The sequence below is a fragment of the Thalassolituus sp. genome (assembly GCF_034111725.1).
Classification (GTDB): domain Bacteria; phylum Pseudomonadota; class Gammaproteobacteria; order Pseudomonadales; family Oceanobacteraceae; genus Thalassolituus.
On sequence record NZ_JAWUWR010000068.1, the window covers coordinates 1 to 13,829 of the forward strand.

Genomic DNA, 13,829 nt, shown 5'->3' on the forward strand with positions numbered 1-13,829 from the left:
GCGGTATTTGCTGTTGGGCCTTTAATTAAACGACGTGTGACTGGCCCGATCGCGGGTATGACTGGTGCTTACGGTAACGGCGGCGCGGTAACCTACTTAACCGTATTGTCGTTTGTTGATTACTCGACTTGCTTCTTGGTGATTGCGGGTAGGGCCGTGGTGGGTTTTATTGCATTACTAATGCTGGACGAACCTAAAGGGCACATTGCTGAAGTACGTGAAGACGGCTCTGTTGAGATGATCAGCGTAGGGCACGGCTAGTAAGTAAGTAGTACGATAAACACCGCGGCTTAGGCCGCGGTTTTCATTTTGGGTGCCATACACTGCACAGTAGCCCTAAACTTGGTAAGCTAAGCCCAACCATATTCCACGCAGGAACCCCCATGAGTTCAGAGTTATCCGTAACCTACGGTGGTTTCACCAGTGCTGGTATTAAAGACGAAAATCAAGATGCCTTTGCGGCATATCAGCCTACGTTGTCTATAACGCGCTATAAGGGCATTGCGGCTTGTATTGCCGATGGTGTTAGCTGTAGTGATAACGCCCAGCAAGCCAGTACGACCAGCGTTACGCATTTCTTAAACGACTATTACAGCACGCCCGATAGCTGGGACGTTAAAACGGCTGCTGGTAAGGTACTTAGCTCACTGAATGCCTGGCTGTATCATCATGGTCAGCAAGTGTCTGCGCGCCACAATAGTTTAGTAACGACCTTTAGTGGCCTTGTTTTAAAGTCTAATACGCTGCATGTGTTCCATGTAGGTGACAGCCGAATTATGCGTTTACGTGGCAATACTTTAGAACCATTAACGCGAGATCATACCCATCGTCATGGTAATGGTCGTGATTATTTAAGTCGTGCTTTAGGAATGGATACTCATCTTGAAGTGGATTATCACTGTAGTGATATTCAACATGGTGATGTTTTAATTTGTACCACTGATGGTGTGCATAGCTATTGTTCTAACTCTGAATTAATAGACTTATTGCTGCCGCTACAAACGCAACCCACTTCAAACTGCCAAAATGAACTCGAAAACATAGCAAAGCGAACCGTGGCGTTAGCGTTAGAAAAGGGCAGTGATGACAACTTAACCTGCTTTATTTTGCGGGTTGATCATGTTCCTGACATGAACTTGGAGGAAACCCAGCGAGAATTAACCGATAGAGCCATTCCACCGGTATTAAAAGTGGGTGATCGAATCGACCAATATTGTGTTGAGCATATTGTTTATGCCGGTACTCGCAGTCATTTGTACAAGGTCATCGACCCGCGCAATAACAAACGCTATGTGTTGAAAGCACCGTCGCTTAACTTTGAAGAAGATCTGGTTTATCTAGAGGGTTTTGTTCGTGAGCAGTGGGTGGGTAGTCGTATAGATCACCCGCATGTTATGCGTATTTTACCGCCAGAGCCGCAAGGACGTTTTCTCTACCATATTTGCGAATTGATCGAAGGTGCGAATCTACGTCAGTGGATTCACGACCATCCTAATGCTAGCCTCAATGATGTGCGTGGCATCGTCGAGCAAATTATACATGGCTTGCGTGTTTTTCAGCGAGCGGGCATGGTACATCGCGATCTCAAGCCAGAGAACGTGATGATCACAACGACGGGTCAGGTAAAACTGATCGACTTTGGCACCGTTGCGGTTCGTGGCTTAGCAGAAATACGTTCGGCAATTAAAGAAGACTGCCCCGTAGGCTCGGTAAATTACATTGCCCCAGAATATGTGATGGACGGTATTGCGGTGATGCAAAGCGATCTATTTTCGCTAGCCGTTATGGTTTATGAAATGTTGAGCCAAGCGCAGCCATTTAAAATGGATCAAGTTCATCGTCGGGGTGCTCGTTCGATTAGCGAGTGGTCGTATCAACCGTTAACTGAGCATCGTCCCGATTTACCGCGCTGGTTAGATTTAGCAATCCAAAAGGGTTGTCATCCTGATCTGAAGCAGCGTCAACAGGCGTATTCTGAGTTTTGGAATGATTTGTTGAAACCGAATCCAGTCTTGATTCGTAGCTTTAAACGGCGTCCTCTGTTACAGCAGAATAGCGGCAGAGTTTGGCAGGTTATTAGTTTTGGCTTGTTAATCGTGGTGATTGCACAAGGGTATTTTCTCGCAACTGGCTAGCGTGTTTGGAGTTTAACGCTATGTTTTTTACGATTAAGAATAATAAGAAATTCATGCTGAGTTCTTGTCGACTACTCATTGCATTTTCGCTTGGATTATTTTTTGGCGTTTCGCCGATAGCCGCAGCTCAAGGATTAATCACAGATATCAGTTACCCGCATGGTGATTACAGCGATTTTAATGATGGTAAACCCGTCGGAAGTGTTTCGTTTGGTTATTTTCAGGAACCTGCAGGTACTCGATCAGGCGCTGAATTGGCAATCAGCAGCGATATTTCTGCGTATACCTCAGGCCGTCTTTCTGGAGTGTTGTATTTTGGTAAGAACTCAGAAGGCATCGAGGATGTTTTTGCGGGATATTCGATTTCTTTATTGTTCCATACTGATTTTTCGCATGTAAACATCCAAAGCGGCGTCGGAATGTTTTTAGGTGAATCGTTGGTGTGTGATGAGGATGTCGACACTGACTCAGAAGAATGTGAGAAAGAAAGTATTGGTGCTTTCTTTCCCGAACTCGGCGTTTCGATTGATTTTGGTGGTGTACGTATATATCCCTATGTACGGCGCTATTTTGATTCTAAAATTCATAATAAAGAAAATCGAGATGCTTATGGCGTGCAGTTAGGTGTTCATTTTTAATTAGACCCAACTGCTAGTATATAATTCAGGCGCTAGGCGGCTTCACAGTAGGCTTGGCCCAAGATCAATTGCCCGCGAATAGCGCTAATGTCGATATCTTCAAACATCAGTTCAAAGTACCAATGGCTGTCGGCTACATCGCCAACACAGAGCACACCAATAATTCGATTGTTGCGAATTACTAGCTTCTTATAAACGCCATCAACTAAGTCTTTTAGGTCTAGAATTTCGCAATCGTCAGTGGCATCAAATTCACCAATACTATGCACATCCAATCCCGATACTTTTAACTTGGTTAGATGAGTGCGCTCAATATAGTCGATTAATGTACTTTTATTCGTGTCTTCGGCTTTTAAGCGGCGTGCTAGTACCTTTGCTTGATCCCATATCGGAGCCACTAGGCCGTAGGTTGTGCCGTCGAACTCACTGCATTCCCCCAGCGAATAGACATCCGATTCTGACGTTTCCATCATGCTGTTTACGCAAATGCCGCGACCGGTAAGAATACCTGCGCTTGTTGCTAATTCGGTATTTGGAATAATACCGGTGGCGAATACCACTAATTGCGTTGGCGTTGTTAAAAGAACGCCATCTTTAATCAGTTCGACGGCATTGAGATCGCCATTTGGCGTTGATACTAAACGCTGAGGATTAGCGCCGGTAATCACTTCAATACCGCGAGCAATGAGTTCATGTTCGAGTAATTTAGAAGCTGTTTCATCCAGTTGCCGGTTCATTAACACGGAATTACGATGCATTAACGTAACGCGAACCCCACGGCTGCGCAGACCTACAGCGGCCTCAACACCTAATAAACCTGCACCGATAACGGTGGCATGTTCGAGGTGGTGCAAGCGAGCGGTCATTGCATCGACGTCGGTCATGCTACGAAAGCCAATAACGGCAGGGTTGTCTATTCCTTCTAATGCTGGAATAGAGGAGCGGCTACCGGTGGCGAAGACTAAAGCATGGTATGAAAATGTATTGCCATTATTGCAGGTAACTTTTTTCGCGGTTTTATTAATGGAAGCAACAGAATGATCTAAGTGTATGGCGATTCGGTGTTGTTTGTACCAAGTTGCATCGTGTGGGGTGATGGCTTCAAGTGTTGTTTCATTGGCGAGCAATGGCGACAACATAATGCGGTTGTAATGGGCGATAGGCTCATCACTTAAAACATGAATCTGAGTGTATGGGTGATCAGGCCCCAATTCTTCTAATAGGCGATTGCTTGCCATGCCGTTACCTATTATCACCAATACATTATCAGTCATGCGGAATCTCTTTTTATAATCAATTTCAAGCAAAAAAGCGGCCGTTACCGGCCGCTAAACAACGAATGTTCTACAGCAGCACTTTATTAGAATTTAGCTTGTGCCCATAGCCAGAACTTATCGGTGTCGACATAGGTGTCTTCTGCAGAATAAGTTGCGTATTTAGCACCAACCGTAAACTTGTCGTTCAGCTTCTTCACGGCTAGCAAGTCGATTTCACTACCGTAATCGTTGCTACCTTCGTCAGCTTTAAAGTCGTGGTATACGCCAACCAACTTAACACCAGCAGCCATACCCGCTACCTTTAAGTAAGTGTCGCTTAAGCCGTCTTTTGGAGTTCCTAGGAACATATCCGCCCAGCCGTTGAATGCATGCTTAGTTGCTAATGGCGTTTGGAAACCATAATCGCCGCTATCACTGCCTAGCGTTTCGTTGCCTAGTGCAATGGTAATACCATCGACAACAACACCGCCTTCAAGTGCATAATACAAAGCATCGAAATCATCGGTAGATTGAGTTGCAACTTCAGCGCTGTAGATGACAGATAGATCGCTTACTACGGTTTTACCACCGAAGCTCGCACCAAAGGTGTCGTTTTTAGCGTCAGTATCGTCGTCTTTTAATAAGTAAGCATATGCAGTTAATTTGCCTGCTTTAATGCCGCTGTAGCTAATATTTAATAAGTGATCGGTAACGTCAGCATCAAACTTAGGGATAATGCCGTTTACTTGATCAATGTAAGAGTATTTAACCGCCACATCGCCGATGGTGTAGCCAACGCTTGCTGCATCAAATGTTTGTTCGTTTGCACGCCAGCCGACATTACCAACAAAGCGAGCGTTATCAAGAATAATACGCTGACGACCTAAAACAGCGGTATAACCATCGTTGGCATAGCTGATTTGCGCGCGGTTCCATTCGCGTACTTCAGGATCAGCAACCGTATCAAAACCGGCTGTTTCTGGAGCGTAGTTATCAATCATAGCGTTGACAACTTCATATTCAGCTAGAAATTTGAAACCAGAAAAATCTTTGCTTTCATAACCAAAAGCGGTATCGGCAATCAGTGCGTTAGCTGTTTTGCTAGCGCCGTTGTCTTGATCTGCAGATTCAAAACGGGCCGTTACGTCAGCGTAGAATTTACCATCGCTAATAGCATCAGCGAACGTTTGGCTAGCTGCTAACCCCAATGCAATAGCAAGTAATGTTTTTTGCGCTTTCATGGCATTCTCCTTTATCGAAGCCTGGTAGTTCTGAGTTTTTAAGTTTTAGTTTTGGATTTTTTAAGCAACTTTTTCTGCTGCTTGTTCTTTTTCGGGTTCTTTTGCCTTCTCTGCGGGCATTGAATCGTCAACCTTCCTTTGTTTCTCATATAAGAAACTCAGCACTTGCTGACGATATTTGTTGTAGGTTGGATCATCGGCCAGTTGGATACGATTACGTGGGCGTTCTAATTCAATATCTAGAATTTCGCCAACGGTCGCAAAAGGACCATTGGTCATCATGACAATGCGATCCGACAGCAACACAGCTTCATCAACGTCATGCGTAATCATGATGACTGTGCTGTTTAAATCTTTTTGGATTTCCATTAATGAGTCTTGCAAATGGGCGCGAGTAAGGGCATCGAGTGCTCCAAAAGGTTCATCCAATAACAAAACACTCGGTTCCATCGAGAGGGCGCGGGCGATACCAACGCGCTGCTTCATACCACCAGAAATTTCATCTGGGCGGTTGTGCATGGCGTGCCCCATGTGTACTAAATTAAGGTTGTGCTCAATCCACGCCTTCATTTCGGCTTTCGATTTTTTACCTTTAAATACTTGCTGAACCGCCAGTTCAACGTTTTGATAAGCAGTCAACCAAGGTAAAAGTGAATGGTTTTGGAACACGACCGCACGCTCCGGGCCCGGTTCGTTTACTTCTTTACCTTCTAATACAACACCGCCTGTCGTTGCTTGGTATAAACCCGCAACAATATTGAGCACAGTCGACTTACCGCAGCCTGAGTGGCCAATCAGTGATATGAATTCACCTTTTGCAATTTTTAAGTTCACATTTTGTAGCGCACAAAATGGTCCTTTTGGTGTTGGAAATTCAATACCAACTTGAGTTAATTCGAGTAATGGATTCATGATTTTTCCTTAACGCAAAGTGGCTGATTTGTCCCAAGATACGCTGCGCTGAATTCTCAGCATGACGCGATCAAGGAAGAAGCCAATTAAACCGATGGTGATGATGGCGACCATAATTCGGCCTAAAGAGTCGGAGCTGCCGTTTTGGAATTCGTCCCAAACAAACTTTCCTAACCCTGGGTTTTGCGCCAGCATTTCTGCCGCGATCAGTACCATCCACGCAATGCTTAGCGATAAACGCAGACCGGTAAATACCATTGGAATAGAAGCTGGGATGGCAATTTTACGTACATGAGTTATCCAGTTCAGACGTAGGACTTGGCTTACGTTCACTAAATCTTTAGGAATGGTTGCTACACCAAAGGCGGTGTTAATAACGGTTGGCCACAAGCAACACAGCATTACGGTAACCACGGAGGTAATAAATGATTTAGGCACTACTGGATCGTCAGTAACGTATAGCGCGCTGACGACCATAGTGACCAGCGGTAACCACGCAAGTGGTGATACGGGTTTGAAAATTTGAATAACTGGGTTGAAAGCGGCATGCAGGTTTGCACTTAATCCGATAACAATGCCCAGTGGTATCGCTAAAATAGACGCTAGTAAAAATCCGCTTAATACGGTGACTAGGCTGGTAATAATTTGATCTATGTAGGTATTTTTACCGGTGTAATCGCGGATTTTTGGTACATAAGTTGGGTCGTCTTTCACACGTTGTGCGTTGCGTTCTTCTTGACGCTGGTAGAATGCTTCTGCACGTTCACGCTCAGCAAAATGTTCTGCTAATAAGTTCTTCGATTGCTCTAACACTTGCGCTGGGCCAGGAAACTTACCGAGTGATGTGTCGATACTGTTAGCGGCGGCTGACCATAGCATTAAAAATACTAAAATACCGACCAGTGGAATACCGATAGTTTTGGTAATGAGTTGCACGTTTTGAGCAACGTTCTCACCTTTAGCGACTTTCACGAACGGCTCTAACCAGGCAATGTTCGATAGCGCAATGTTCATAGTTTTACGCCTAGGTCGGCGAGCCTTTTGGCTCGCCCGGTCTTCATCTCTGTAGCGGTTTATTTAACAATTTACGGTTTTTCGTTGCCTTTCAAGCCAATCTTAAATTGGTCGATATATGCATTGGGTGTTGTACCGTCATAAGTAAGACCGTCGATAAAATCTACTTGTGCAGGTTTAAATCCAGATTCAGTAGCAAAGTCTGGGAAGTCAGCAGCTTTTAGCTTACCTTCTTTAATCAGTTCTTTTGCTGCTGTTGCGTAGATATCTGGACGATAAACTTGCTTAGCAATATCCATGTACCAGCTGTCTGGTTTTTGTTCTGAAATCTGTCCCCAACGACGCATTTGAGTTAAGTACCAAATTGCATCTGAGTAGTAAGGGTAGGTAGCGTTGTAGCGGAAGAATACGTTGAAATCGGGGACTTCACGCTTGTCGCCTTTTTCGTATTCGAATGTACCTGTCATTGAGTTCGCAATAACTTCATAATCCGCACCAACATAATTTGGCTTAGATAGAATTTTTACAGCTTCAGGACGGTTAGCATTGTTGTTTTCGTCTAGCCATGCTGCGGCACGAATTAATGCTTTCACAACGGCTTTATGAGTGATTGGATATTTTTCTGCCCATTGCTTGCTAACACCAAATACTTTTTCTGGGTTGTTTTTCCAGATTTCGTAATCAGTAATAACGGGTACACCAATACCTTTAAATACAGCTTGTTGGTTCCACGGCTCGCCTACGCAGTAGCCATAAATCGTGCCGGCTTCCATGGTTGAAGGCATTTGTGGTGGCGGTGTTACTGATAGCAAAGCGTCTGCTTTAATTTTGCCAGAAGTGTCGCCTTTTTCGGGAGCGTAATAACCTGGATTAATGCCACCAGCCGCTAACCAATAGCGCAGCTCGTAGTTATGCGTTGATACTGGGAAAACCATACCCATGTTGAAAGGCTTGCCTTCTGCTTTGTATTTATCAACAACTGGCTTAAGAGAATCGGCTTTAATCGGATGAACGGGCTTGCCGTCGGCTTGCATAGGAACATGAGGCTTCATTTGTTCCCAGATGTCATTTGAAACAGTAATTGCGTTACCGTTTAAATCCATGCTGAAAGCGGTAATGATGTCGGCTTTAGTACCGAAGCCAATAGTGGCGCCCAGAGGCTGGCCTGCAAGCATGTGAGCACCATCGAGCTGACCATCAATTACTCGGTCTAATAGTACTTTCCAGTTTGCTTGTGCTTCTAAAGTGACATACAAGCCTTCGTCTTCGAAGAAGCCTTTTTCGTAAGCAACCGCTAGAGGAGCCATATCGGTTAATTTAATAAAGCCGAATTTTAGTTCTTCTTTTTCTGGGTAGTCTTTCGCCAAGGCATAAGGTGATACCAGCGTCGCCATTCCTGTTGCTAATACGAGCGCGCTCTTAATGAACGTGCGACGTAGTGTTTTTGTTCCCCGCATTGTGCTTCCCCTTTTTTTGAAACCAAAAAAAAGGCGCTTATGACGTAATAATTACGTAATAAGCGCCTTTGCTTGTATTTGAGTCTAAAAGTTGGATTTCGCCGTTGAGATCCTAAAATACCTAATACAAAGCTTGTGCCAACTTTTTAATCCCCTAATAAATGGAATGAAATCGGCTTTTTAATTAATTTTTGCACCATATAAAATCAATAATGACAGATAAAAATCTAATATGAACTAGGATGGTGCACAGCCGCGGGTGGCATCGGTTGCCATGATTTGCGCTAAATAAGGGCGAGCGTGAAGGGTGGCGTTTATTTGTGGTGCATTATTTTTGCGGATGAGGGAGGTAGAGTTTTCGTTGGGGTGTAAACAAAAGACCGCGGATAAGATCCACTCTTACTTATAAAGTATCGTAAGAGCGAATTTTTTCGAGACTCATCGTTGTTAACGATATTTAAAGCCAGTAGCGCCCATTACCTTATCGTCCAGCTCCCACGCTTGTTGAATATCGAAACGTAATTGATGCGATGTCGGTGGCAAAGCCTGATCGGCCAATGCAGCTCGGTAGGTAGCGGTTGCGTAGCATTCGTTAACGATAGCATTGTTATCCAAGTCGTTGGCCGCCCAGCCCCAGCGCTGCATTTGAGTTAAAAACCACTGCGCGTGTTCTGGCCATGGATAGTTGGCGTGATAACGATTAAAGACCAGCATGTCGTCGACTTGAGTCGCTGGTTGACGCTTACGGTAGACAAACTTACCCGATAGAGCAGGTTGTACTGCATCCACCGGTAAATGAATACGCTTGGCGAGTAATTTTGCCGCGTCGTCGCGATTCGCATCAGCCCATGCACAGGCCTGGTACAGCGCTCGAATCATAGAGTTAAGCGTATTGGGATTATCATTCGCCCACTGTTGAGTGGTGCCTAGTACTTTGTCTGGCGCGTTGCTCCATAAATCAGGCCCAGAGACTAAACACTCACCAACACCCCGTTGAATCGCTACTGTGTTCCATGGCGCGCCGGCAAAGAAGCCGTCAATATGTTGTAACGCTAAGTGATCCACCATTTGCGATGGCGGCAGTACAACCAATTGCACATCACTGTCGGGATTGATGCCTGCGCTCGCTAACCAATCGCGTAATAGAAAATTATGGATAGAGAAGGGAAATACAATCGCGAAAATCAGCGTTGGTTTATTCTCGGCTTTGCGCTGGGAAATAACGATTTTTACAGCGTCGAGTGCCTGCTCTGCGTTGCCACTGATATCACTGATGCCTGTCGCTGTTAATTCTGCGGCAAGATTATTAGCGATGGTAAATGCATTGCCATTCAAACCCATGGCGAACGCAGTTTGCATCGGCTTGCGTAAACCACCAATGCCCAAGTGGGTAGCGAGTAACATGGGTGCAAGCATTTGTGCCGCATCTAAGTGGCCGACGAGCACTTTATCGCGAATATTTGCCCATGATACTTCTTGTTGAAGTTCAACACTTAACCCTTCTCTGGCAAAAAATCCAAGGTCATCGGCCACAAGAAGAGGAAGACTATCGGACAAGGGCATATAGCCGATTTTTAAATTCGGTTGCTCAAGTCCTGATGTTGCTGCGTTGTTTTTGGTCATTGCTTGTTGCTCAATCATTTAACAAGTTCATTACAGAGATGATGTTCTTCGCAACATCCACTATGCGCTGTCCGCGATCCATCGCCATTTTACGCATGGCGTGGTAGGCCTCTTCTTCATTGAGGTTCTTGTGTTTCATCAAAAGCGATTTCGCCTCATCCAATAGTTTACGGTCGGCGAGTTGATTCTTCGTTTTTTCTAACTCGCCACGTAAGGCTTGGAATTCACGAAAACGCGCAATCGCAACATCCATAATGGATTTCACCCGCTTGGGGTTCAAACCATCGACAATATAAGCACTCACGCCTGCGCGAATGGCTTTTTCAATGGTGCTGGAATCGTCTTCGTCGGAGAACATGATGACGGGCTTAGGATTGTGTTGGTTTAACACGCTCATGTGCTCCAACATGTCACGGTCGGGGCTTTCTATATCAATAATAATGGCATCTGGTTGGTGTTCTTCTACACGCTTCATTAAGCCTTGAGCACTACTGAGACGTGCAACAACCGTGCAACCTGCGTCGGTCAGCGCTTGCTCAAGAATCGCTGCACGAGCTGGCTGATCATCCACAAGCATGATCTTAAGGCTGGAGCTAGCGCTGCTAATTTGGGGATCGTCGAGGGACATGGATCAGAATCAATTCCGCTTATGGTTGAGCTAATAATATCAATAACAGCCATTTTTTGCTGCGCTGTTTAGTGCTCATATGGTCTAAATACCGGTAAATCTGGGGTTGGGCGGTCAAACGCGACGAACCTTTAAAGCTATTGCGTTTAGCTAATTCCCAGTCGTTGCCAGAGAATATCGAAGCTAAGTACGAGTTTTACACGATTCTGCTTTAGTCTGGCCCGCTATTTTGGGACAATGCCCGACCAAAGTAGTCAACCTTAGCGATTTCCATGTCTCAGCAAGAACAACACCTCTTCTCTAACTATCCCTACTGGGCAGAATGCTTCGGTACGGCACCGTTTTTACCGATGTCACGGGAGGAAATGGATGTTCTCGGCTGGGATAGCTGTGATGTGATTCTGGTGACGGGTGATGCTTATGTCGATCACCCAAGCTTCGGTATGGCAGTGATGGGCCGTATGCTCGAGTCTCAAGGCTTTCGCGTTGGTATTATTGCCCAGCCCGACTGGAACAATCCAAAAGACTTCACCAAATTAGGTAAACCGAATTTTTACTTCGGTGTGACCGGCGGCAATATGGATTCCATGATTAACCGCTATACCGCTGATTTGAAAGTGCGTAGCGATGATGCTTACACACCGGGTGGTGTTCCAGGTAAGCGCCCAGATCGCGCTGTGATTGTGTATTCGCAAAAATGCCGTGAAGTATATAAAGACGTACCGATTGTGATCGGTGGTATTGAAGCCAGTCTGCGCCGTATCGCCCAGTACGATTACTGGAGCGACCAAGTGCGTCGTTCGGTATTGATCGACTCAGGTGCCGATATTCTACTGTACGGTAACGCTGAGCGAGCCATTGTTGATTTGACTCATGCCTTAGCTCAAGGCCGCAGTGTTTCTGAACTGACGGATTTACGCGGTACCACTATCGTCCGTGAAACACCGCCAGCGGGTTGGACCGAAATCGATTCCACTCGTATTGATTGGCCGGGACATATCGACATGATCCCCAATCCGTACGAGATGAAAGACACTGAAAAAATGTCGTGCAGCACCGACAACAAGACGGAAGAGGGCGCCGATCCGGATGTTATGCCGATCAAGATCGTTCCTATGCCGTTGCAGCGTAAAGTGGAGCACGATAAAGAAACCAGCTATGTGCGTTTGCCATCGTTCGAGAAAGTACGCAACGACAGTGCCCTGTATGCTCACGCGTCTCGCGTATTGCACCAAGAAGCTAACCCTTATAACGCGCGCCCGCTGATTCAAAAACACGGCACCCGTGAAATTTGGGTGAATCCACCACCGATTCCATTAGAAACCGACGAGATGGATTCTGTTTTTGGTTTCCCGTATGCGCGTATTCCGCATCCGAGCTATGGTGATGCCAAGATTCCTGCGTACGACATGATTCGTTTCTCGGTCAACATTATGCGTGGTTGTTTTGGTGGTTGTACCTTCTGTTCTATTACCGAACACGAAGGCCGTATTATTCAGAGCCGTTCGCAAGAGTCGGTACTGACTGAAATTGAAGAAATTCGCGACAAAGTGCCGGGCTTTACCGGTACGATTTCGGATTTGGGTGGCCCTACGGCTAACATGTATCACCTGACTTGTAAGAGCGAAACGATTCTTAAGAATTGCCGCCGCTTGTCGTGTGTGTACCCAACGATTTGTAAAAATTTAGAAACCAGCCATAAGCCGACCACTGAGCTTTATCGTGCTGCACGTAAGATTCCAGGCGTAAAACGTATCGCGATTGCTTCAGGTTTACGTTACGACCTAGCGGTTAGAGATCCCGAGTACGTACGTGAATTGGTCACTCATCATGTGGGTGGCTTGTTGAAAATTGCTCCAGAGCACACCGAGCAAAACGTGCTGACAAAAATGATGAAGCCGGATATGAGTAGCTACGACGAATTTAAGCGCATGTTCGATAAATTCTCGAAAGAAGCCGGTAAAGAACAATATCTCGTACCGTATTTTATTGCTGCTCATCCCGGTACTGAAAACAGCGATATGATGAATTTAGCGCTGTGGCTGAAAAAGCAAAAAATGCGTGTAGACCAAGTACAAACCTTCTATCCATCGCCAATGTCTTTGGCAACGGCTATGTATCACTCGGAACGTAACCCGTTACAGCGCATGAGTTATAAATCGCAGAAGATGCATATTCCGCGTGATATTGCTCAGCGTCGTTTGCAAAAAGCCTTTTTGCGTTATCACGATGCTAAAAACTGGCCTATGTTGCGCGAAGAATTAAAAGCGATGGGACGTACCGATTTAATCGGCTCTGGCCCTAATGCGTTAATTCCTGCTGAAGATGTGAGTAATCGAGGCCGTCATGTGCCGCGTCCTGGTTTTAAGCCAAAGGGGCGTATTAAGCGTTAAGATTGAACGAAGTTCGTCTTTCGATATCGCCCGCAATGAGCAATTCTCTGCTAGGAATTATTCATTGCGGGCGTTTTTTATGGCTAAAAAACCAATATTTTCATCTATTTTTTATTAATTATTGAAATAGTCTCATTTTAGGTAATAACAGCATACATTGAACTTTCTTTTCTATACCCTGACGAAGTATTAAGTTTAATACTGAAAATGGAGAATAAAATGAAACGTATTTCAATGTTATTGGCTACGGCAGCAATGAGTCTTGTATTAGCGGCTTGTAGTGACGAGGCAAACGATTCTATGAAAGATGTAGCTGAAAATGTGGAAGATGCTGCGAAAAATACGGCAGAAACGGTTAGCGAATCAGCGCATGATGCTAAAGATGCTGCTGAAGAAGCCGCAGAAGATGCAAAAGAGTCGATCGAGAAAGCGACAGGCACCGAAGAAAGTAAGGCTACGCAATTGAAAGAGGATATTGAAGACGAAGCCTCCGATGCCAAAGAAGAAATCAAGGAAACGATGGATAAATAAT

At 45.3% G+C, this 13,829-nt stretch carries 11 protein-coding genes and 1 pseudogene; 5 read left to right on the forward strand and 7 right to left on the reverse strand.

Going from position 1 to position 13,829, the window contains the following annotated elements; all coding sequences use genetic code 11:
* The 3 genes and pseudogenes from UXZ23_RS11575 to UXZ23_RS11585 all read left to right on the forward strand — a co-directional run.
* Window positions 1-261, forward strand: a pseudogene (locus tag UXZ23_RS11575) (MFS transporter); the annotation flags it as partial.
* Between the two features lie 122 nt (window positions 262-383).
* Window positions 384-2,135, forward strand: a complete 1,752-nt coding sequence (locus UXZ23_RS11580; RefSeq protein ID WP_320820723.1) for a bifunctional protein-serine/threonine kinase/phosphatase — start codon at window positions 384-386, stop codon at window positions 2,133-2,135.
* Between the two features lie 20 nt (window positions 2,136-2,155).
* Window positions 2,156-2,773, forward strand: a complete 618-nt coding sequence (locus UXZ23_RS11585; protein ID WP_320820724.1) for a hypothetical protein — start codon at window positions 2,156-2,158, stop codon at window positions 2,771-2,773.
* A gap of 32 nt (window positions 2,774-2,805) precedes the next feature.
* Here the strand turns inward: UXZ23_RS11585 and UXZ23_RS11590 are convergent, their stop codons facing one another.
* The 7 genes from UXZ23_RS11590 to UXZ23_RS11620 form a co-directional block, all read right to left on the reverse strand.
* Window positions 2,806-4,047, reverse strand: coding sequence for an NAD(P)/FAD-dependent oxidoreductase (locus UXZ23_RS11590; RefSeq protein ID WP_320820725.1), 1,242 nt, complete (start codon window positions 4,045-4,047; stop codon window positions 2,806-2,808).
* Window positions 4,048-4,133: 86 nt separating this feature from the next.
* Entirely contained in the window at window positions 4,134-5,270 is a 1,137-nt protein-coding gene (locus tag UXZ23_RS11595; protein ID WP_320820726.1) for a hypothetical protein, read from the reverse strand.
* 60 nt (window positions 5,271-5,330) lie between these two features.
* Window positions 5,331-6,182 (reverse strand): ABC transporter ATP-binding protein, encoded by an 852-nt coding sequence (locus tag UXZ23_RS11600; RefSeq protein ID WP_320820727.1) that lies wholly within the window; start codon window positions 6,180-6,182, stop codon window positions 5,331-5,333.
* Window positions 6,183-6,191: 9 nt separating this feature from the next.
* Complete coding sequence (locus tag UXZ23_RS11605; RefSeq protein ID WP_320820728.1) at window positions 6,192-7,196, reverse strand: ABC transporter permease; 1,005 nt, start codon at window positions 7,194-7,196, stop codon at window positions 6,192-6,194.
* Window positions 7,197-7,267: 71 nt separating this feature from the next.
* The gene (locus tag UXZ23_RS11610; protein ID WP_320820729.1) at window positions 7,268-8,653 is read right to left on the reverse strand and encodes a CmpA/NrtA family ABC transporter substrate-binding protein; all 1,386 of its coding nucleotides are present in this window, start codon (window positions 8,651-8,653) and stop codon (window positions 7,268-7,270) included.
* A gap of 447 nt (window positions 8,654-9,100) precedes the next feature.
* On the reverse strand, window positions 9,101-10,294 hold the full coding sequence (locus UXZ23_RS11615; protein ID WP_320820730.1) for a CmpA/NrtA family ABC transporter substrate-binding protein: 1,194 nt from the start codon (window positions 10,292-10,294) through the stop codon (window positions 9,101-9,103).
* Complete coding sequence (locus tag UXZ23_RS11620) at window positions 10,287-10,904, reverse strand: ANTAR domain-containing response regulator (RefSeq protein ID WP_320820731.1); 618 nt, start codon at window positions 10,902-10,904, stop codon at window positions 10,287-10,289. Before UXZ23_RS11620 ends, UXZ23_RS11615 begins: the two co-directional genes overlap by 8 nt.
* 272 nt (window positions 10,905-11,176) lie before the next feature.
* Here UXZ23_RS11620 and UXZ23_RS11625 point away from each other — a divergent pair, with 272 nt between their 5' ends.
* On the forward strand, window positions 11,177-13,297 hold the full coding sequence (locus UXZ23_RS11625; RefSeq protein WP_320820732.1) for a YgiQ family radical SAM protein: 2,121 nt from the start codon (window positions 11,177-11,179) through the stop codon (window positions 13,295-13,297).
* Window positions 13,298-13,516: 219 nt separating this feature from the next.
* Complete coding sequence (locus UXZ23_RS11630) at window positions 13,517-13,828, forward strand: hypothetical protein (RefSeq protein ID WP_320820733.1); 312 nt, start codon at window positions 13,517-13,519, stop codon at window positions 13,826-13,828.
* Window position 13,829: the final 1 nt, after the last annotated feature.

What these genes read in the sequence shown, in the direction of transcription:
- UXZ23_RS11580 (WP_320820723.1), top strand. Translation starts at nt 384, where the DNA reads ATGAGTTCAGAGTTATCCGTAACCTACGGTGGTTTCACCAGTGCTGGT.
- UXZ23_RS11585 (WP_320820724.1), top strand. Translation starts at nt 2,156, where the DNA reads ATGTTTTTTACGATTAAGAATAATAAGAAATTCATGCTGAGTTCTTGT.
- UXZ23_RS11590 (WP_320820725.1), bottom strand. Translation starts at nt 4,047, where the DNA reads ATGACTGATAATGTATTGGTGATAATAGGTAACGGCATGGCAAGCAAT.
- UXZ23_RS11595 (WP_320820726.1), bottom strand. Translation starts at nt 5,270, where the DNA reads ATGAAAGCGCAAAAAACATTACTTGCTATTGCATTGGGGTTAGCAGCT.
- UXZ23_RS11600 (WP_320820727.1), bottom strand. Translation starts at nt 6,182, where the DNA reads ATGAATCCATTACTCGAATTAACTCAAGTTGGTATTGAATTTCCAACA.
- UXZ23_RS11605 (WP_320820728.1), bottom strand. Translation starts at nt 7,196, where the DNA reads ATGAACATTGCGCTATCGAACATTGCCTGGTTAGAGCCGTTCGTGAAA.
- UXZ23_RS11610 (WP_320820729.1), bottom strand. Translation starts at nt 8,653, where the DNA reads ATGCGGGGAACAAAAACACTACGTCGCACGTTCATTAAGAGCGCGCTC.
- UXZ23_RS11615 (WP_320820730.1), bottom strand. Translation starts at nt 10,294, where the DNA reads ATGATTGAGCAACAAGCAATGACCAAAAACAACGCAGCAACATCAGGA.
- UXZ23_RS11620 (WP_320820731.1), bottom strand. Translation starts at nt 10,904, where the DNA reads ATGTCCCTCGACGATCCCCAAATTAGCAGCGCTAGCTCCAGCCTTAAG.
- UXZ23_RS11625 (WP_320820732.1), top strand. Translation starts at nt 11,177, where the DNA reads ATGTCTCAGCAAGAACAACACCTCTTCTCTAACTATCCCTACTGGGCA.
- UXZ23_RS11630 (WP_320820733.1), top strand. Translation starts at nt 13,517, where the DNA reads ATGAAACGTATTTCAATGTTATTGGCTACGGCAGCAATGAGTCTTGTA.